The sequence below is a fragment of the Nocardioides turkmenicus genome, assembly GCF_011045035.1.
GTDB lineage: Bacteria > Actinomycetota > Actinomycetes > Propionibacteriales > Nocardioidaceae > Nocardioides > Nocardioides turkmenicus.
The window spans coordinates 190,172-210,159 of record NZ_JAALAA010000007.1 but is presented as its reverse complement, the minus strand read 5'-3'; the positions used below and the strand labels follow the sequence as shown (position 1 = coordinate 210,159).

Genomic DNA, 19,988 nt, shown 5'->3' with positions numbered 1-19,988 from the left:
CGTGATCTGACTCACTTCTCACGGTCAGAGCCCGGATGCGAGCGGTTGCCGGGACTAAAGACCCATGGACGTGGCGCGATGATGACGATTGGATTTGGCAACGAATCAGCCACATCGGGGGCGATGCGTTTCGGTCCTCGGTGTCGAGAATGCCGGGCTGGTGCCATCGTACGAGCAACAGGACCCCCACATGAACCGGATCAAGTTCATCGTCGCCTGCGCACTGACCCTTCTGGCCACCATCATCTTCAGCGGACACATCTCCGAACCCGCGCCACGCGCCACCGACAAGGCGAGCGCCACGGCCGGTGGCGACACTCTCCGGATCGGCGTCGAGAGCACCGAGCCGGTCTACTACAAGAGCGGCGACACGACCAAGGGCTTCGACTACGAGATGGCCCGCAGCGTCGCCGAGGACATGGGGCTCACGCCCGAGTTCGTGGCGATGGACTTCAACGAGCTCTTCCCGGCCCTGCGCGAAGGAAAGATCGACATGATCGGGGCCCAGGTGACCAGGACCTCGGACCTCGAGCGGGAGTTCGACTTCAGCGCTCCCTACTTCTCGACGTACGTCGCCTTCCTCACGCCCGCGGGGTCGACCATCCAGAAGCGCCGCGACGTCGACGGGAAGAGGATCGTGGTCATCGGTGGTGCGATCCAGGAGTCCTACCTCCGCGACAAGTACCACGAGGTCGAGATCGTCAGGGCCCCGAACGTCGGCGCCGCCGTCGATGCGATCGGGCGAGGCGAGGCGGACGCGTTCTTCCACGGGGCTCCGTACGCTCAGTCGATCATCAAGGCAGCGCCCATCGCCCTGGAGGAGCCGATCGTCTACCAGGTCGAGGACGCCCCGATCGGCTTCGTCGTCCGCTCCGGCGACCCGCGCAAGGAGCAGATCGACGGTGTCCTGAAGGACATGGTCCTCAGTGGTGAGTGGCTGAAGATCAAGACCACCTACTTCAAGGCGGACCCGCTCTCCGACGTGTTCCGCGACAAGGGATTCTGATCCCCTGGCCGAGGCCATCGTGGCGTGGGGCGACGGTGGTGCGCCGGTCAGGTTCAAGGAATTCGTGCGGTCACCCGGCGAAGCCTGCAGGGGCACTGACGACTCGCGGGGTCGAGCCTTCAAGCACTTCGTGCGTCCGCCGAAGCGGGCTACTCGAGGTCGTCCGCGAAAGTGAGATCGAGGTCGTGAGCCAGGGCACCGGTGAGGTCAGCCAACTGGTGACGGTCGAGGAGCGCCTGGCGTAAGTTGACCACCCCAGAGATCGCAGAGAGGTCGTTCTCGCGAAGGTCCGTATCGCGGTAGGTGCCGGGGCCGAACGCGGTCTGCGCCAGCCTGTTCTCGGTGAACGCAGCTCGGCTGAGGTCGCTGCCGTCGAACTCGGCCTCGGTCAGCGAACATCCGACGAACGCGACGGCGCCCTTCGCGACGACGTGAGTGAAGGTCGCATAGTCGAGGCGGCACCGTTCGAACACGACGTCCTCCATCGTGACCTCGCTGAACCTGGCGCCGAGGAGGCGGCAGTTTTTGAACTTGACGCGTGTGAGTCTGCTGTCGACGATGACGAGCGAGGCCAGCTCGCAGTCGGCGAACTCGATCGACGATAGGCGTACGTCGGCGATGTGCGTCCGCTCGGTCGTCACCTCCTGAATCAGCCCGTCGTGGAGGCGCGAGTCGACGATCTCCAGGAGACGAAGGGCCTGATCGCGGTAGGAGAAATAGGTGATCGGGTCATCGACTGTCTCAAGGGTGGAGGCCGCCTGCAGATCACGTTCGTCGAGGGCCGGTAGCGTTACGCGTGTATCGCGGATCGTGAACGTCTCCATGGGCCTTCACCCTATGTGCGCGCGAGTCGGGGTAGGCATCTACCTCTTCTTCCAGTTGTCCCAGGTCGGCCGGTTGTCGAAGCGTTTGGGCCCGGTCTTGGCCCAGTTGTCCCAGGACTTTCGATTGTCGAATGCCGTCGGCGACGGTGCTGTCTCATGCGTCGCGATATCAAGGATCGGATGCCCGGTGCGCAGGAGGCTCGCGAGCTCCGTGCCTGGATCCGGCATGGTCTGAAAGGAAGTCTCCATGTTCGTTCTCTCCTAGTTCGGCGTTGTCTCGACGAGGGCTTTAACGAGTTCTTGCCTGCTCACCCGGCAGTAGTTGGTCTCGGTCGTGTCGAAGCGGCCGTTCTCGAAGTACCGATTTCCCGCCTGAGCACCCCGGCAGAAGTCGAAGAACCCGCAGGTGGCAGAGCATCTATTGAGACCGTCAAGGAACTCGGCGACGTATCGCAGACGGTTCGCCGAGGCGAGAATCTCGCCGATGCTCTGGTGGCGAACGTTGCCGGCGATGAAGTCGCCGTAGTTCCCGTCTTTGATCCCGGCGAGTTCCGGGGATAGCAACACGACGTCTCCGTTGAACGTCACGGTGGGCAGCGGATCGAACCGATGCGACTCCCACCAGTCGCGGTCACCCATGCGGATGAGCCGGAGGTAGCTCGCGATCCGCTCGAGTTCGCGCACCTCCGTATCCGGGTGCTCGAGCGACCACGCGATTGCGTCGGCCCAGAACTCCCGTGCGGTAGTGGTCGTAGGAAGTGGCCGATCGAGGTTGATCCCTTCCCGCTCTTCCATGTTGATCCCGACCGCAGAGGCACCGAGTTCCGTCGCGAAGTCGAGCACCTCAGCCGCCGCCGCGCGACTCGGGTCGACAACAGCGATCATCGAGAAGTCGATCCCATGGGCACGAAGCCGCTCAATCCCTGCCATAGCGCGGTCGAAAGACTGACGCCCAGCGCGATCAACTCGCTCTCGGTTGAGGTGCATCGGCCCGTCAAGGCTGATGCCGACTTTCACGTCGTACGCGGTGATCAGCTTGCACCAGGAATCGTTGATGAGGGTGGCGTTCGTCTGCAGGCTGTGGACCACTCTCCCGGCATGACGCAGCGCTTCGAACTGCTTCCATAACCCGATCATGTGGTCACGATCCGTCGCCAATGGCTCTCCTCCGTGCCAACACACCTCGACCACGTCGTCCACCGGCTGGTCCGCGATGCTGCTCGCGACCGCCGCAGCCATCTCGACATTCATCTCACGGCGTCGCATCCGCTCGGGCAGATAGCAATAGCTGCAGTCCAGGTTGCACAGCGTGGTCGGCTGCATGATCACCAGGCTTGGCCGTGGCGCGATCCAACGGTCGTACGCCGCCGCTGAGGGATGTTGCGACCGCATCAGCTGGCCCCCTTTCGACGGCACGCAGGGCATAGCGCGTCATCTCTGACTTCTGCCCGTCGCCGCGCTGGCATGAGGTTCCATCGGCCCAGGCGACGCCCACAGCGCGTGAAGACGTAGCTTGCGCGTCCAATCAGGCTGGGCCGCGCCAGATGCCAGAATGCGCCTGCGCGGGTTCGATACACGTACATCAGCACGTCGGTTGGCGGGTCGGTGGTCTCGATTGCAGGCGCCATCTTCATTACTCCCGAGGTCGTCCGGTTGGGTGACCCAGCGCCGAGGAGCCTCGACGCCGGGTCCCCTTGACGCTATTGACCGCTCGGCCTTCCGACCCCGCAGGAAATTCCGACCCGGAAGGAATTTCCGGGGTCGTTGCGCCGGCCCCGACCGCATGCGAGACAACCGCACCCTTCGGGTGGCAGGCTCATTCCCGTGCGAGGGATGACGACGCAGTTCACCGTGGGCGAGCGCATCGCCTGGTACCGGCGACGTCGTGGTCTCTCACAAGACGTTCTCGCCGGCCGTGTCGGGCGCACGGCGGACTGGCTGAGCAAGATCGAGAACGGCCGCATCGACCTGGATCGGCTCTCGGTGCTTCGGCTCATCGCCGACGCCCTCGACATCACCCTCGCAGACCTGATCGCCGAACCGTCCCTTTTGGCGTGGACCGAAGACAGCGGGCAGCACACCGTGCCAGCGCTCAGGTCCGTCCTCATGGACTACCGCCCAGGCACCGGGTTCCGCAGCGCGCCGACCACGGACCCGACAACCCTAGAAGAGCTCGTCGCGCGGCTGGACGATGCCTGGAGCGCCTACCAAGCGGCTCGGTTTGGGCACGTCACAGCCCAACTCGCCGCCCTCATTCCGGACGCTAAGAGTGCGGTCGCGGCGTACGACGGCGACGACAGCCGCATTGCGTCCGGCAGGCTTGCGCTCGCGTACCACCTCGCTGCGACCTTGCTCACCAAGCTCGGCGAGACCGACCTCGCCTGGACCGCCTCGAACAGAGGCATGGAAGCGGCACAGCTCAGCGAGAACCCTCTCGTGATCGGATCGCTCCTACGATCACTCTCACACTCGCTCCAATCCGCCGGCGAATACACTGAGGCCGCGCGCCTAACCCACGACGCCATCGCGTTCCTCGACCCCTACATGGCCAGCGCTGGACGCACACTCACCTCGGTCTACGGCACGGCGCTCCTCGCCGGATCGATGGCAGCCGCACGAGCCGACGACCGAACCACAGTCAGAGACTTCCTCGACGGCGCCACCAGAGCAGCGAAACGCTTGGGCAGCGATCACAACCTGATGTGGACCGCGTTCGGGCCCACCAACGTCGCCATCCACCGAGTCTCGACATCCATGGAACTCGGTGATCTGCAGGTCGCGCTCTCGCTGGGTCCCACGCTCGATACGAGTGGCGTCCCCACCGAACGTCGAGTTCGGCACGCGCTCGAGCTATCCCGCGCCTACAGCAACGCCAACCAACGCGACGACGCCCCCGCCACGATCCTCGAAGCCGAGCAGGCGGCCCCGGAGCAAGTCCGATACCACTACCTCAGCCGCCATCTCGTGCAGACCTGGATCCGCACCCAGCGCGGCAAGCCACCGCTGCGCCTCGTCGAACTCGCCGAGCGCGTAGGCGTGGCCTGAGGGTCGACGCCGGATCCGTCAGACCGACTGGGCCACCAGGCGACTCGTGTACCCGGCCGCGACCAGGCGCTTGTACGCGGCCATCGTCCTGTCGTCGACCAGCTGCGGTGCCGCGAACCCCTTCTCTGCGTACACCCACAGGCGCTGGGTGTCACCGACCAGCATGTCCAGCACTCGCTTCTCGCTGCCGATCGACGCGATGTACGCGCCCAGCTCCTGGCTGCGAGCCGAGCACACGACATCCAGCTCTGGCCACAGCTTCTGAGCTGTCGCGTATGCCCGCCGCTGCTGGTACGGACGGCTGATCAGGGTTGCGCTCGTCACCCTGATCTCTTGCTCGGCGAGAAGCTCGCGGGTATAGGTCAGATTCTCGCCGGTGTTGGTCGCACGGGGTTCTACGAGGATCGCGCTGCGCGGCACCCCCAACTCCTCGGCACGCTCGGCGAAGTGGACCGCTTCGCCCCGCGGGAAGTCCTTCACCGTCGTCGGCGCGTTCGCCCCGGTGAAGACGATCAGCGGGAATCGACCGGCACGGAAGAGGTCCGCAGCGTGCTCTGCCACTCCGATGTCATGGCTACCCAGCGCGATTGCCACATCGGTTGGACGAGGCTCATCGGGAAGTTGATGGAAGTCCCACAGAACAAGGGCATCGTCAAGCGCAGTCGATGGCATCGGCTCAGTCTGCCATGCGAGTCCATCATCCATTCCTGATCACTCGTGAACGCCGACTTCGGAGCCTTCAACGAACCCGGCAAATGCCTCGTCGCTCGGGAGCGCGTGATCGCCACATATTCGATCCCAGTGCGAGACTCCGCCCAGAACGTTGCCTGAAGCGGCACCGATAGACCCGATAGACATCGTCTTCATCGTTCACGAGCGGCCGAGCCCGCGAGCGACGAAAACATTGGCCCGGTCGGCGTGGCCTACGGCCCGCGGAGCCCGGCAACGTCGAGCCGCCGGAGGAGCAGGGATGCGAGCGCCAGGTAGTCCAGGGCATCGTCGGGGGTGTCGCCCATCTCAACCTCGTGGCCCCGCGGGTTGCGGATGCCCGTCGCGGCACCCGCAAAGATGAACTTGAAGCCCTTCTGCTCGTCCACCTGAGACTCCGTCGAGAGTGCGTTCAGTCGGACGTCGGGACTCGCTTCGTTGAAGGCATCCATCATGAGGGCGTAACCGGTCTTACCCGCGAGCCCGCTGATTCGCTTGACTTCGTTCTCGATGAATTTGAAGGCGCTGAAGACCGATTCCTCCCAGTGCCCGTCGTCGAAGAGGTTCCGCACCCGCGGCGGGAGGTCCGGATGGATGTTCCGCGTCTCGAACGGGTGCGCAGCCTCCGCAGTCGTGAGTCCGACGGCGACGTTGTCCGTAATGCCGGCGCTATCGGTCACCTTGGTCTCGACAACCTGGGCGGCCTGCACCTCGCCAACGGACCTCACGATGCGTTCAAAGCGGTCCAGCAGGTAATTCACGACATCAGGTGCTTCTTGATGCTCGCGAAGATCGAGTCGTAGGTGTCGGCGTCGCCGCCCGGCGGAAGATTGACCTCGATGCGTACTGTGAGCCCGACCCCTTGGGCGTCTTGGCCCTTAATCTGACCGCCGCCGTCGCCGCCCGGCACATCGGGGGTCTTCTTGACGGCCGTCTTCTTGGCGGTGTTTTTCTTGATTGTGCCGTTGGGCGCGGCCGCCGTTTTCTTGGTGGTGTTGGTCCTGACGGTCGGGAGGTCACCGTGCCCGGCGAGGGCGGCCAGTGTCTGGAAGGTCGCCGCCTGACGCTGTCCGACGACCTCCGAACTCTTGTCGATCATCCGGAACCAGTGAGTCAGTACGCCCTTGTCAGCCTCCAGAGCCGCGTCGCCCATCTCGCCGAACAACTGCGAGTAGGTAGCGCGGAGCCGGTCTTCGATCCCCGCTTTGAACGCCTCGTCGTGGCCGTAGAGAAACTGGGTGTTATCCGGCACCGGAGTGCCGTCCTCGTCGATCAGTCCAAGGAAACGGATGATCGAGATGATGTACGACTCGTTCGCAGGCGCAATGTTGGCGCGCTGCAGGTACCCGGCGTCCACCCGAGGCGGCACTCCGGAGCGGAGCCGAGTGAAGGTCTGAACGACGGCACCCTGTCCAGAGATATAGGGATATGTGGGCACACTTCCTCCTAAATCTTCACCGGCCCCACGACAGTACCTCCGGGCTTCGATCTGTGAAGTGAAAACGCGCTGCCCAAGGCGGATGGTCCCGCTTCTCAAGCCCGCGGGCCGACCCGCCTAGGTTTACCGGAAACCGGCCGAACATTGCGTCGCTCCGCAGGAAGGCCCCACCTCGGACTGCGTCACTCCGCCGCCAGCGGACACTGGTAGGTCGACTGCTCCCGTTCGCCAGACGGGCACGCGTGTGCTGTGTAAGAATCGCTCCTGCTGGATTGAGCCGGGCTTGCCCGGTTCTGGCCCTGGTGTTCGTCACACTAGCTGTAGTGCTTCACATCCTGGCTTCGCTCGTAGCAGCAAGGGGCGTCTCAGACGCCAAAGACGAGAGGAAGAAGGTGGTTGGCATGAGCCGTAGTCGATGGGCAGTCAGGGGCGTTACCGCCTTTGCGCTGGTTACAGCGGACCTTCTGGTCAACATTGCAGTCATCGCAGGGTCAGGCTGAGTTCAGCACTCGCAGTTCAACTTCCTCGGATCGGCGTCCGTCAGCGCCCCGGTGGCCTGCCCCCGCCGGCAATCCTTCGCCACGCCACGAGCCAGATACACCCATCACAATCGGGTCGGCCTGGAGTTGCAGACGCGCGGTACCGCGGCCGCGTAGGTCACCAGCTAGGGATATCTCGAGTACGCTCCTTCAGCCTCAAGGCGTCCATCTAGATGAAAGAGTGGTCGCATGACGGACGAGGCCCCTCAGGATCTACTCCCGCCCGGCGAGCCGCGCATCACATCGCTACCGCTCACCTCTCGGGGAATCGCAGCATGCTGGGTGTTTGCGGTCATCCTTCTCACCTCGGGCATCGTCGGCACCTTCAACGAGAAGTCCGGAGCGCCCTGCGCCACCATGATCGCCCTGGGAGCACTATTGCTGGTGCTCGCGCTCATGAAGCGAATCCCTCTACGCCTGGAGGTCGCGGAGACGAAGATCGATGCGTCCTATCCCCCGATCAGGCATACAACGCCGGGCGCGAAGGCGGCGTGGTCGAAGGGCTTGAGGCGGCCATCGAAGCGGTCGAAAGGTCGCAGGAGGCCGGCTCAGACGTCGACCAGGTGTTGCTCCAACTCCGTCGGACGCGAGATTTGGAACTCCCGCCACGAGAGGTACCTGGATCGAGCCTCTCAGACCTAGACCTCGTGAAAGAGGCGACCCCTCCCCCGGGCGACGTCGGATATCGCGGCCCCACAGCATGCAATGCCGCAGGCATCAGTTACCGTCAACTCGACTATTGGGCACGGACCGGCCTTGTAGAGCCCTCGATCAACGTCGTGAAGGGATCTGGGACGCAGCGACTGTACTCCTTCGAGGACATCCTCCTTTTGGCCCTGACCAAGAAGCTCTTGGACGCAGGGGTGAGTCTGCAGCAGATTCGAATCGCGATCCTGCATCTCCGCAAGCATCCGTGTCCCCGGTGGACGGACATCACTCTGATGAGCGATGGGCAGTCCGTATACGAGGCAAACCGAGACGACGAACTGCTGGACCTCATGGCTTCAGGACGTGCAATGTTCGGAATATCACTGGCCTCGCTGGCCAAGGAACTCAGACTAGTGCTCGGAGAGCTCCCCGCAGAGCCCGTCCAGTAGACGTTGGGTCATCTCCGGGCAATTCCTCACGAGCCGGCTAGCAACTTCATGTGCCCAGGTTCGGGCTCGCGAACTCCTATGGTCCACGACGAGGCCTTGCATAACTTCTCTGCGCTTGTCGCGGTGGGTGGCGTATGCCCGCCGGAAAGTGCGTGATCGGCCGGCCATCACGCTCCCTCGCATTGGCGCAGAGCGTCGTCCCTCTCATGCCGATGCCCTCCGAGGTCGTTCATGTCCACGCCGGCGGTCCCGAGACCGGAGCCAAGAGCAAGACAAATGGGATTGAGCCATGTTCTTGACCTTCTGTGTAGGCCAAGAACATGGCTCTGATCAGGCCTTGTGACCCGGGCGAAGGAACGCGAGCTCCTAGGTCACTCCTTGCCCCACGACCTCTCGATGACATCGATCACCTTGGGCCGCAGGTCGCTGGCGGCGATGACCTCGTCGACCGAGCCGACCTCCACTGCGCGGTGGATGTTGTGTACGTCGTCGAACTCGGCCGCGACCTCGGCGATCTTGTCCGCCCGCAGCTGAGCGCGGAGCTCGGCCAGCTCGACGACGAGCGCGCCGCGCTCCCCGTCCTCGGCATGGTCGATGCGCTCCTCGAGCACGGCGACCCGCGGGTCCGCGGCGGCCCGCTTGGAGACCTCGGCGGCGAACACGACGGCAGCGGCGGGCGCCCCACCGAGCACCGAGGCGTAGGAGCCCTCGATGGCGAGCACCGTCATCGACGGGTTCAGGTGCTTCGAGAAGACCACGAACGCGCCGCCGTGGTAGCGGGAGATGACGCAGAAGACGATCGGGCCCTGGAAGTTGACGACCGCGCGGCCGATCTCGGCGCCGTACTCGAGCTGCAGGTTGCGCATCGACTCCGGTGAGCCGTCGAAGCCGGACAGGTTGGCGAGCACCACCAGCGGCCGGTTGCCCGAGGCCGCGTTGATCGCGCGCGCGACCTTCTTCGACGACCGCGGGAACAGCGTGCCCGCGGTGTAGGTGTCCGGGCCGTCGGTGGGAGGGAAGCCGGCGCGCGGCACCGGCTTGGACTCGATGCCGACTAGGCTGACCGGATAGCCGCCGATCCGGGTGTCGACGACCACGGCGGTGTCGGCGTCGGCCATGCCGGCCCAGCGTTCGAGCATCTCGTGGTCGGCGTCGGCCAGCGCCCGCATCACGGTGCGGATGTCGAAGGGTCGCTTGCGGTCGGGGTTGTGCTCGGCCGAGAAGATCTCGCCGACCGTGGCGAAGTCACCCGCGTGCGGGAAGGACGACACGTCGCGGTCGCTCGGGTCGGTCGTCGGCGCACGGCGCGGCCCGGTCTCACCAGGGGCCACGTAGGTGTGCTCGTAGTGCGCCATGAGCACCCGGAACGCACCAGCCAGGTCGGGCACCCAGTACTGCGCCTGCCCGTTCGGGCCCATCACCCGGTCGTAGCCGCCGATGCCGTGGTTGTCCTCGGCGGACACACCGCCGGAGAAGTCGAGCGACTGCTTGCCGGTGAGCACCATGGCGCTGTCCGGGGTCATCACGAGGATGCCCTTGGTGTGCATCAGCATCGTCGCCTCGGCGTTCCAGTAGGGCTGGGCGCCGACGTTGATCCCGGCGACGACGATGTTGATCTCGCCGCCGTCCTGGGTGAACTGGACGATCCGGCGCAGCGCGGCGGCGACCCAGTCCATGTTCTCGGTGCCGCTCTCCATCGAGATCCGGGCACCGGCCGAGACCGCGAACCACTCGACCGGGACACCCATCCGCTCGGCGAGGTCGATGGCCGCGATCACCCGGGCGCACTCGGGCTCCGAGAGCGCACCGAGCGACTTGAGCGGGTCGCCGCAGAGCACGACCCGGGTGATCCCCTCGGGATGGAGAGGGGTCGGGGTGGTGACGACGGCGACGATGATGCCGGCACTGTTGAGCCCGGGAGCGCGGTCGACCGGTGCGAGTTTGCCCGAGTCGTCGAGGTCGTGCTCGACGACCGTGCCGCCGCCGGCGAGAGCGCGCTGGAGCTCATAGGGGTAGACGAGACCGCGGCGTCGGGCGCGGAGCACCTTGGCGGCGTACTCGTCCAGCGGGGTGAGCGGCTCGGTGGGCGGTTCGATGACGTCTGCCACCACCCCCGCACCCGGCTGGGCGTGGAAGCGGATCGCCAGCCGGGTCGGCTCGCCGCCGTCCGGCGATGCCACGCGACCCTCGGCGAGAACCTCCTCGATCCCCGTGCCCTCGCTGAGCGGAGTGATCTTGCTCTGGAGCGCGGTGATCTGGTCGAGGTCTGCCTCGACGACCGGCCACACCGTCACCCAGACGTGGTTGACGTCGAGCTTGGTGCCCTCGCGGCCCCGGGCGGTGCGTACGCGGCGGATCGCCTCGAGGCAGTTCTCCACGGCGCGCTCGACGTGCGGCAGCGCGATCACGCGGCCCTCGTCGTCGCGGACCACGGCGAGTTGGCGGGCCTGGGCGGCCGCGACGAGCCGGCGGTCGGCCGGGTTCGCCCGGGCGACGCACTCGTAGAGCAGGACATCGTCGGGCGCGGGCAGCCTGGTGACGTCGAACTCGCTGAGGCGCCACAGGTTGAGCCGGCGACCGACCATCGGGTGCATGCCCCGGAGCAGCCCGTCCTCGGCGAGCTGAGCGGAGCCGTCCCCCTCGTAGCGGAAGGTGAAGTAGTCGACCTGCTGTGGTGCCGGGTGGCAGACCGCGACCGTGACACGGCGGGCGCGGCGGGCGAACTCCTGCCCTTCGAGCATCCCGGCCAGGTCGGCCGAGGCGCGGTCCGGGTCGGTGGGCGCATCGGCCCAGCGCAGGTAGATCTCGACGACGTCATCATGGTCGGAGGTCATCGCCGAGGTGATGGCGGTGGCGAGCGGGCCGTCGGGGTGGGCGAGCTCGGTCACGTCGCCGATCGTGGACACGACCCGGGTCGCGCCCTTCTCGTCGGTGGCGTACTCGGCGTACGCCACCTGGCGGCCGCCGTGGTCGCCGGTCACGGTCAGGTCGTGCAGGTGGTGGTCGCGGTAGTGGCGCCGGATCAGCACCTCCAGCAGCGGCTCACGCTCGGGAAGCCCGTCGACCAGCCGGTCCCGGAGGAAGCCGACGAGTGGTTCGGGGACGGCCGCCAGCGCGTCGATGCGGGCGGCCCGGTCGGGAGCGTCCGGGTCGGTGAGGGCGGCGACCTCGGCCGGTACGCCCTCGAGCACCGCGCGGCGCTCGTCGTCGACCAGCGGCTGGTCGAACCAGCCGAACCGGACCGAGCGGGCCAGGTCGCCGACGACGGCGAACCGGAGCTGCGTGGCGCGCACGATCCGCTCGAGCAGAGCACGGACGGCGGCGGCATCCTCCGTGGCCGGAGGCGGGTCGCCGAGCCAGCGCTGCAGCACACCGATCGCGATGTCGACGTCGGCGGGATGCTGCTGGGCGAGGAAGATGCGGAACACCGCACGCTCGAGCTCCGGCGTACGTTCGAGGTCGGTGACCCCGTAGTGCGCGAGGACGCGTTGCAGCTTCTCGCGGAAGTGGTCCGGGAGGGCACCCCGGTCGGGGTCGAGGCTGCGCAGATAGGTGTGGAAGTACTCCCGTGAGCTGTGCACGCGCAGCTCGGTCGACGGCTCGTCACCGGCCGGGCGGTTGCGGCTGAGCTCGGCGAAGTCGGTGAACAGCGCCAGCAGGTCCATCTCGGCGCGGAGGGTGTGCGCGGTGGCACCGGCGGGGCGGGAGGCCAGGTGGGCGGCGAGCAGTGCCGGGCGCTGGTCCTCGTCGATGTCGTAGCCGAGCAGCAGGCTGCTCAGGTCGGCCAGCGCGCGGTCGCTGCGGTCGTCCCCTGTGGGCGCCGGCAGATCCAGGTCGGCCAGGCGGGCAGCACTCGTCTGCGCGCCGTCGCCGTCGCCGGTCGGCTCGAGGCGCAGCAGCGGCGCCGCGGCCTCGACCTGGCTCCCGACCCGGACCAGGAGCTCCTTGACCCGGCCGGTGAACGGCGCGGTCAGCGCGGTCTCCATCTTCATCGACTCGAGCACCAGCACCGGATGGCCTGCTTCCACCTCGTCGCCGACAGCGAGCGGGGTGGAGACGACGAGCGCGGGCGCGGGCGACCGCAGCATGCCGCCCTCGTCGCGGCTGACCCGGTGCATCACGTCGTCGACCTCGACCAGATGGACGGGGCCGTGGGTGGCGGTCACCAGCCGGTAGCGGTGGCCGTCGACGGTGAGCCGGCTGTGCACCTCGTCGATCCGGTCGAGGGTGGCGGTGAGGGTGCGCCGCTCACCTCCGGCAGTGATGGTGACTTGGTAGCGGGCGGGTCCGGACTGCCGCACGGTCAGGGCGTACGTCGCCCCGCGCAGCTTGAGCTCGATGGTGCGGGCGGGGTCGTGCTGGATCTGAGGCCGGCCACCCTGGGCGGTCTGGAGCATGCGGGCGATCTCGCTCCGCTCGGCCTCGTCGTACCCCTCGATCGCGGCGGCGACGAGCGCGACGCCGGCGTGCCTGGCGGCCTGCAGCCGGCCCTCGCCGCGCACCCGGTCGATCCACCCGGTGTCGGCCCAGGCCGGGCTGCCGGTGGTGACCTCGGGCTGGTCGAGGAGCTCGAGGATGAAGCTCTTGTTGGTCGCGCCACCGTCGATGATGACGGTGGTCTCGCCCATCGCCCGTCGCAGCCGCGCCAGAGCCTGGTCGCGGTCGGCGCCCCAGGCGATCACCTTGGCGATCATCGAGTCGAAGTCGGCCGGGATGGTGTCGCCCTCGGCCACGCCGGTGTCGACCCGGATGCCGGGCCCGGCGGGGAACTCGAGCCGGCTGATCCGGCCCGGAGCGGGCGCGAAGTCGCGGTCCGGGTCCTCGGCGTTGAGCCGGGCCTCGACCGCGTGGCCGCGCTCGACCGGCCGGTCGCCGGTCAGCGGCTCACCGGAGGCGACCTGGATCTGCAGCGCGACCAGGTCGGTGCCGGTGACGACCTCGGTGATGGGGTGCTCGACCTGGAGTCGGGTGTTGACCTCGAGGAACGCGAACGACTTCTCACCCGGGTGGTAGAGGAACTCGACGGTGCCGGCGCCGGCGTAGCCCACGGCGTTGGCGAGGCGCTCGGCCGACGCCTTGAGGTCGTCCGCCTGCTCGTCGGTCAGCAGCGGCGAGGACGACTCCTCGATGACCTTCTGGTTCTTCCGCTGCACCGAGCAGTCGCGTATGCCGATCGCCCAGGCGGTGCCCTGGCCGTCGGCGATCACCTGGACCTCGACGTGGCGGGCGTCGGTGACCAGCTTCTCGAGGAACACGACACCGCTGCCGAACGCCCGCTCCGCCTCGTCCCGGGTGCGCTGGTAGGCATCGGCGAGCTCGGCGCTGGAGGTGACCTTGCGGATGCCGCGACCGCCGCCGCCGGCGGTGGCCTTGAGCATGAGCGGGTAGCCGATCTCCTCGGCGCTGGCCAGCGCGGACTCGAGGTCGTCCACACCGCCGCGGCTCCAGGGAGCGACCGGGACACCGACCTCCTCGGCGATCAGCTTCGAGCCGATCTTGTCGCCCAGCTTCCGCATCGCCTCGGCGCTGGGACCGATGAAGGTGACCCCCAGCCGGTCGCAGAGCTCCGCGAAGGCCGGGTCCTCGGCGACGAAGCCCCAGCCCACCCAGGCGGCGTCGGCCCCGGTGGCGACCAGAGCCTGCTCGAGGACGGCGAGATCGAGGTAGGGACGGTCCGCGGCCGCGCCGAGCAGATGGGCCTCGTCGGCCTCACGTACGAACGCCGCCCCGGCGTCGACGTCGGTGTGCAGCGCGATGGTGCGGATCGACCCCACCGATGTGTCCCGCGCGTTGAGGTCGCGTACGGCGTGGATCAGACGCATGGCGGCTTCGCCGCGATTGACGATGGCAATTCGAGAGACCTGTGGCACGCTGCAGACCCTTTCATCACGCGCCGCTCCTGTGACCGCTCGAGTCCGACAGGCTTCTGCTGGATTCCTTGTCGATTTCCTAGTGGACTCCGCACGGCGACAACCGGGACTGAGCCGGTGTCCTCCGTTCAGGATGGCCGTTTCCTACAACGTCCGGCGAGCTCCGTTGACCTTCTGGCGGAGCCAGGCGGGGACGCGCTCCTCGTCCCGAGGGAAGGTCTCCAGGTCGAGCGCGTACAGCCCGGGATGGGCGGGCCAGTGCCACACGGGCTCGTCGTCGTAGTTGAACACGATCTTGGTCGGGTTCGCCTTCTGCTCGCCCTCGCCGCCCGCGATGGTCCAGCGGGCGGAGAACCAGGCGCCCTTGCCCGGTTCGTACATCACCCGCCTGAGCTCATCGGTCAGCGCGAGGATCGTGTCGGGCGGGCGCGCGTAGGCGAGGCTGCCGTCCGGGCGGTGCACGTCGATGCGTCCGGTGAAGAACATCGACAGGTTGCGGTGGTTGAAGACCAACGTGGACCAGTCGCCCTCGACCTCGTCGGCGAGGTGGAGGGCGATCTCATCGATGAGCTGTTCCTGTCTGACCACAGGAGGAACGGTCATACGACTCACGCTACTACCGCTGTCGCCTCCATTCCGGGAACTTCTCGCCGGGGAGCCGATGATCAGCCTCACACGCGCAGGACCACGGCGCCAGGACATGGCGCGCGCTGCGGCTGGGTACCGCCACACCATGCAGCCGTCATCCACCACCGACGCCCCGGCCGGGCTCGCGGTCGCCCAGGGTGTGTTCAACGTTGTCGGTGGGCTGTGGCCGCTGGTGAGCCTGCGTAGCTTCGAGTGGGTGTTCGGGCCGAAGCGGGAGCGCTGGCTCGAGTACACCGTCGCCGGCCTGCTCTGTACCAACGGCGCCGCGCAGATCGCTGCCGCCCGATCCGGCGAGCCGGTCGCTGCTCGCCGGATCGGGCAGGGCACCGCACTCACCTTGCTGGCGATCGACCTCGTGTACGTCCCCCAGGGACGGATCCGCTGGACCTACCTGATCGACGCCGCGATGGAGGCCGGCTGGCTGCTCGCCTGGCGAGGTGCTCGCCGATGGTGACGAACGGCGTCGACGGCAACACCTTCGCGCTCGTCCTGCTCGTCGCCCTCGGCGTCGTCGACTGATCGACCACCCGCACGGGTCGACCGGTCATTCGGTCAAGGACGGACGACGGACGATCAACGCGGGCGCTCGGATCGCGGCGACGATCGAAGGGTGACAACGACTTCGCCAGATTCGACTGCCTCCCCGACCGCTTCGCCGACCACGTCCTCCAGCCAAATTGCGCCGGTGGTCGCGCTCGCCTCCGGGATCGCGATCCTGGTCTCGAGCGAGTTCCTGCCCGCAGGCGTGCTCCCGACGATGGCGCGCGACCTCGGGATCAGCGAGGGGACCGCCGGGCTCGCGGTGGCGGCGACCGCGATCGCCGGGGCCGCGACCGCGCCGAGCATCGCCATGATCCTGCCGCGGATGGACCGGCGTACGTTGCTGGTCGGCCTCCTCGTCGCCGCCGCGGTCGCCAACCTGGCGGTCGCGATCGCGCCGGGGTTCCTCGTCCTGCTCCTCGGCCGGCTCGTGCTCGGCGCGGCGATCGCCGGCTACTGGTCCTTCGCCTTCGCCGTCGGGACGTACGCCTCCCCCGGCCGTGACCACGTCATCTCGACCTCGATCGCGCTGGGCGTCACGGTGGCCACGATCGTCGGGCTCCCGCTCGGGTCGCTGCTCGCCGACGGACCCGGCTGGCGCTGGGGGTTCGTGGCGTCGACCGTGCTCGCCTTGATCTCCGCCGCGGCGCTGGCGCGAGCACTGCCGCCGGTGCCGGCCCACCCCTCGGCGGGGCTGACCATGATGCGGCAGGCGCTCCGCAACCCCCGCCTCGTGGCCGGTGTGGCGGTGCTCGTCGTGGCGGTGCTCGGGAACTTCCTGGCGTACCCGTTCATCCGGCTCGCCATCGCCGAGACCTCCCCGGGTGCAGGCATGTGGATGCTGGCGCTGTGGGGCCTCGGCGGGCTCTTCGGCAATCTCGCCGCCGGACGGTTCTCCCACCACCTGCGCGCGGTCGTGACCGTGGCGCCGCTCCTGCTCGCCGGCGGGCTGGTGCTGACGGTGCTCGCCGAGAGCACGCCGGTGATGGCGCTGGCGATGCTCGTGTGGGGGTTCGGGTTCAACATGGTGCCGGTCGGCACGCAGCTCTGGGTCACCCGGGTCGAGCCCGAGCGCACCGAGTCGGCGCTGGCGCTCCAGGTCACCGCCTTCCAGGTGGCGATCACGCTGGGAGCGGCACTAGGAGGCGCGGTCCTCGACGAGTACGGCGTCAGCCGGGTGCTCCTGATCGGCGCGATCGGGGCGGCCGTGGCCGCGGCGGGATTCGGCTCGCTCCGTGTCCCGCGCTCCTGAACGATCCTCGCGCCACGCCTGGGGACCGATCCCGTGGGTGGCGGTGAAGGCGCGGCTGAACGCCGCGCCCGACCCGTAGCCCACGGCGTACGCCACCTGCTCGACCGGACGGTCACCGCCGGCCAGCAGGTGGCGGGCCGCGCGCATCCGTACGTCCCGCAGCGCCTCGCTCGGGCTCTGCCCCAGGCTGCGGCGGAACCGCTCCCCCAGCGCCGACCTGGACAGATGCACCGACTCGGCCATCGACTCGACCGACCAGGCCCGCCCCGGATCCGCGATAAGCGCGTTCATCACCTGCGCCACGGCCGTGTCCACGGCCGGCGCGGGACCACTGGTTCCACGCCCGGTGTCCTCGAGCCAGGAGGCGGTCATCGCGGCGCCGAGCAGCGAGGCGTACCCCGACGCGAACAGCGCCGACGGACGACACGGCCCCGCCAGCGGGCACCGGCGGAGCAGCTCGGCCACCCCGCCGTGCCGGCCGACGAAGTCGCGGACGACCAGCGGGTTGGAGAGCGGATAGCCCACCGCGACCGCCCTCAGATCGGCCAGCGTGAGCGCGGCGCCGTCGTAGGTCGCCAGCCGGTGGCTGACCTGTCCCCCGACCAGAGCCGCGTCGCCCGCGCGGAGGAGGTGCGACTGCCCGGCGGCGGTCAGCACGACGGTGCCGTCGTCGACGAGCAACCAGGTCGCGGAGCGTACGTCCTCACCGGCGGAGCCGGCGGACAGCACGTCCTGATAGGCGAACGTCATCTCCCATGCCGGACTGTCCTGGTTCACACCTGCCCCAGCGCGCGGGCGGCGCCGGGCTATTCCCGAGCCTCAGTCGGCGATGAACTCGAGGATGTCGGCGATCAGGGCCTTCTGGTAGTCCCCCGCGATGCCGTGCGGAGCGCCCTCGTAGACCTTCAGCGTGCCGTCGGCGACCAGCTTGACCGCCTTCTCGGCGGCGGCCGCGATCGGCACGATCTGGTCGTCCGACCCGTGCGCGATCAGGGTCGGCACGTCGAGCGCCTTCAGGTCCTCGGTGAAGTCGGTCTCAGAGAAGACCTTGACGCAGTTGTACGCAGCGGCCAGCCCGGCCAGCATCCCCTGGCGCTGGAAGTCGTCGATGAGGCCCTGGGAGACCTTGGCGTCCTCCCGGTTGAAGCCGTAGAAGGGCACCGCGAGGTCCTTGTAGAACTGCGAGCGGTCGGCGAGCACACCGGCGCGGATGCCGTCGAAGACATCGATCGGCGTGCCCTCGGGGTTGGTCTCCGACTTGACCATGATCGGCGGCACGGCGCCGACGGTGACGACCTTGCGGACGCGGCCCTTGCCGTGCTGGGCGGCGTAGCGGACGACCTCGCCACCGCCGGTCGAGTGCCCGATCACGACGAGCTCGGTGAGGTCGAGGTGCTCGACGAGCTCGGCGAGGTCACGGGCGTAGGTGTCCATGTCGTGGCCGAGGTCGGTGTTGGTCGAGCGGCCGTGACCGCGACGGTCGTGCGCGATCGCCCGGTATCCGGCGTCGGCGAGGAGCTTGGACTCGACGGCCCAGGCGTCCGAGCTGAGCGGCCAGCCGTGGCTGAGCACGACCGGCTTCCCGGTGCCCCAGTCGGTGTAGTAGATCTCGGTGCCGTCGGAGGTGGTGAAGGTAGGCATGGTGGGAGTCCTCGTGGTCAGGCGCCGGTCCACCGCTCCAATCGCCGGAGCTGTCGCGACCCCGGCGCGCCACCTCGATCCTCGGCGCTCGGCACCCCCGTCCGCCCCGCCGTATCTGCCCGATACCCCACGAATCCGGACAGGTCCGACCGCACGTCGTCCCGATCGAGGGCGGCCGGTCAGGTCCAGGGGTTGTCCCAGCGCCCGTCGGCCTGTGCCGCCCGGACCTCGGCCAGCCCGTCGGGGCGCATCCGGCCCTCGGCGGTGAGGCGCTCGACCTTGGAGATGTTGAGCCGGGACCACCTCGATCCCGGGCGCCGGCGGGTGTAGCGCTGCAGGTAGGTCTCCTCATCGCCTCGGCGGCGTACTGCCGAGATCCAGCCGAAGCAGAGGCCGACGTCGACGAGCTCGTCGGAGGTGAGCGAGGAGGGCTCGACGCCCTTCCGGGTCAGCCGCAGCCAGACGGCTCGGGTGTCGGCGGTGGCTGTCTCGAAGAAGGCTTCGGCTTCGGCCACCGACGGCCGGTCCAGAACCGGCTCGCCGTCGATGAACTCCATCTCGCCAATCTAGCGATCCGTGGGCGAGGATGTCCCCGTGATCGACGAGCGCCCCATCAACACGTGGCTGACCGACATGGACGGTGTCCTGGTGCGCGAGGAGGAGCCCATCCCCGGCGCGGCCGAGTTCCTGAAGAAGCTCACCGAGCTGTCGGTGCCGTTCATGGTGCTGACCAACAACTCGATCTACACCCCGCGCGACCTGCGCGTACGGCTGCTCCGCTCCGGCCTCGACGTCCCCGAGAAGTCGATCTGGACCTCGGCCCTGGCGACCGCGCAGTTCCTCGCCGACCAGCGGCCGGACGGCTCCGCGTACGTCGTGGGCGAGGCCGGGCTGACGACCGCGCTCCACGAGATCGGCTACGTGATGACGGAGACCGACCCCGACTACGTCGTGCTCGGCGAGACCCGCACCTACTCGTTCGAGGCGATCACCAGGGCAATCCGGCTGATCGAGGGCGGCGCCCGGTTCATCGCGACCAACCCCGACCCGAGCGGGCCGAGCCCGCAGGGCACCCTCCCCGCGACCGGCTCCGTGGCCGCGCTGATCAGCGCCGCGACCAACCGGGCGCCCTACTTCATCGGCAAGCCCAACCCGCTGATGATGCGCAGCGCCCTCAACCAGCTCGAGGCCCACTCCGAGACCACGGTGATGATCGGCGACCGGATGGACACCGACATCATCAGCGGCCTCGAGGCCGGGATGCGCACCATCCTCGTCGAGACCGGGTCGACCAGGCCCGAGCAGGTCGAGACCTTCCCGTTCCGGCCGACCCGCGTGGTCGCCTCGATCGCCGACGTGCTGCCGCTGCTCGACTGACGA

General features: G+C 68.0%; 17 protein-coding genes. 6 read left to right on the top strand and 11 right to left on the bottom strand.

Annotation, left to right across the window (positions count from 1 at the left end; translation table 11 throughout):
* Positions 1-190 precede the first annotated feature (190 nt).
* A complete protein-coding gene (locus G5C66_RS10525; RefSeq protein WP_165110897.1) occupies positions 191-1,006 on the top strand; it encodes a substrate-binding periplasmic protein in 816 nt (271 codons plus the stop codon).
* Between the two features lie 149 nt (positions 1,007-1,155).
* On the opposite strand, the gene G5C66_RS10520 is transcribed toward G5C66_RS10525, so the two are convergent.
* The 3 genes from G5C66_RS10520 to amcB are packed head-to-tail and all read right to left on the bottom strand — an operon-like array spanning position 1,156 to position 3,222.
* Positions 1,156-1,830, bottom strand: coding sequence for a pentapeptide repeat-containing protein (locus G5C66_RS10520; protein ID WP_165110896.1), 675 nt, complete (start codon positions 1,828-1,830; stop codon positions 1,156-1,158).
* A 39-nt stretch (positions 1,831-1,869) separates the two neighbouring features.
* Complete coding sequence (gene amcA, locus G5C66_RS10515) at positions 1,870-2,079, bottom strand: multiple cyclophane-containing RiPP AmcA (RefSeq protein WP_165110895.1); 210 nt, start codon at positions 2,077-2,079, stop codon at positions 1,870-1,872.
* A gap of 12 nt (positions 2,080-2,091) precedes the next feature.
* Complete coding sequence (amcB, locus tag G5C66_RS10510) at positions 2,092-3,222, bottom strand: cyclophane-forming radical SAM peptide maturase AmcB (RefSeq protein WP_165110894.1); 1,131 nt, start codon at positions 3,220-3,222, stop codon at positions 2,092-2,094.
* A gap of 441 nt (positions 3,223-3,663) precedes the next feature.
* Here amcB and G5C66_RS10505 point away from each other — a divergent pair, with 441 nt between their 5' ends.
* Positions 3,664-4,875 (top strand): helix-turn-helix domain-containing protein, encoded by a 1,212-nt coding sequence (locus tag G5C66_RS10505; RefSeq protein WP_165110893.1) that lies wholly within the window; start codon positions 3,664-3,666, stop codon positions 4,873-4,875.
* An 18-nt stretch (positions 4,876-4,893) separates the two neighbouring features.
* Here G5C66_RS10505 and G5C66_RS10500 read toward each other — a convergent pair whose 3' ends face one another.
* From G5C66_RS10500 to G5C66_RS10490, 3 genes are all read right to left on the bottom strand, one after another.
* The gene (locus G5C66_RS10500) at positions 4,894-5,547 is read right to left on the bottom strand and encodes a YdcF family protein (RefSeq protein ID WP_206443931.1); all 654 of its coding nucleotides are present in this window, start codon (positions 5,545-5,547) and stop codon (positions 4,894-4,896) included.
* 251 nt (positions 5,548-5,798) lie between these two features.
* The gene (locus tag G5C66_RS10495; RefSeq protein ID WP_206443930.1) at positions 5,799-6,344 is read right to left on the bottom strand and encodes a TIGR02391 family protein; all 546 of its coding nucleotides are present in this window, start codon (positions 6,342-6,344) and stop codon (positions 5,799-5,801) included.
* A complete protein-coding gene (locus G5C66_RS10490) occupies positions 6,341-7,021 on the bottom strand; it encodes a DUF5343 domain-containing protein (RefSeq protein ID WP_165110891.1) in 681 nt (226 codons plus the stop codon). Before G5C66_RS10490 ends, G5C66_RS10495 begins: the two co-directional genes overlap by 4 nt.
* A 1,030-nt stretch (positions 7,022-8,051) precedes the next feature.
* Here G5C66_RS10490 and G5C66_RS25930 point away from each other — a divergent pair.
* Positions 8,052-8,657 carry a MerR family transcriptional regulator gene (locus tag G5C66_RS25930; RefSeq protein ID WP_338144136.1) on the top strand — a complete coding sequence of 202 codons (606 nt, stop codon included), beginning with the start codon at positions 8,052-8,054 and terminating at the stop codon, positions 8,655-8,657.
* Between the two features lie 371 nt (positions 8,658-9,028).
* Here G5C66_RS25930 and G5C66_RS10480 read toward each other — a convergent pair whose 3' ends face one another.
* Positions 9,029-14,527 carry an ATP-binding protein gene (locus G5C66_RS10480; RefSeq protein ID WP_165110889.1) on the bottom strand — a complete coding sequence of 1,833 codons (5,499 nt, stop codon included), beginning with the start codon at positions 14,525-14,527 and terminating at the stop codon, positions 9,029-9,031.
* A gap of 144 nt (positions 14,528-14,671) precedes the next feature.
* On the bottom strand, positions 14,672-15,130 hold the full coding sequence (locus G5C66_RS10475; protein WP_165110888.1) for an agglutinin cell wall attachment protein: 459 nt from the start codon (positions 15,128-15,130) through the stop codon (positions 14,672-14,674).
* 130 nt (positions 15,131-15,260) lie between these two features.
* Between G5C66_RS10475 and G5C66_RS10470 the strand changes: the two genes are divergently transcribed.
* Positions 15,261-15,629, top strand: a complete 369-nt coding sequence (locus tag G5C66_RS10470; RefSeq protein ID WP_165110887.1) for a hypothetical protein — start codon at positions 15,261-15,263, stop codon at positions 15,627-15,629.
* 231 nt (positions 15,630-15,860) lie between these two features.
* On the top strand, positions 15,861-16,967 hold the full coding sequence (locus G5C66_RS10465; protein ID WP_206443928.1) for an MFS transporter: 1,107 nt from the start codon (positions 15,861-15,863) through the stop codon (positions 16,965-16,967).
* On the opposite strand, the gene G5C66_RS26780 is transcribed toward G5C66_RS10465, so the two are convergent.
* From G5C66_RS26780 to G5C66_RS10450, 3 genes are all read right to left on the bottom strand, one after another.
* Complete coding sequence (locus tag G5C66_RS26780; RefSeq protein WP_165110886.1) at positions 16,854-17,744, bottom strand: helix-turn-helix domain-containing protein; 891 nt, start codon at positions 17,742-17,744, stop codon at positions 16,854-16,856. The two genes, G5C66_RS10465 and G5C66_RS26780, sit on opposite strands and share 114 nt — an antisense overlap.
* A 42-nt stretch (positions 17,745-17,786) precedes the next feature.
* Complete coding sequence (locus tag G5C66_RS10455) at positions 17,787-18,608, bottom strand: alpha/beta fold hydrolase (RefSeq protein ID WP_165110885.1); 822 nt, start codon at positions 18,606-18,608, stop codon at positions 17,787-17,789.
* A gap of 179 nt (positions 18,609-18,787) precedes the next feature.
* Positions 18,788-19,165 carry a YdeI/OmpD-associated family protein gene (locus G5C66_RS10450; RefSeq protein ID WP_165110884.1) on the bottom strand — a complete coding sequence of 126 codons (378 nt, stop codon included), beginning with the start codon at positions 19,163-19,165 and terminating at the stop codon, positions 18,788-18,790.
* Between the two features lie 76 nt (positions 19,166-19,241).
* Between G5C66_RS10450 and G5C66_RS10445 the strand changes: the two genes are divergently transcribed.
* Entirely contained in the window at positions 19,242-19,985 is a 744-nt protein-coding gene (locus G5C66_RS10445) for an HAD-IIA family hydrolase (protein WP_165110943.1), read from the top strand.
* Positions 19,986-19,988 lie beyond the last annotated feature (3 nt).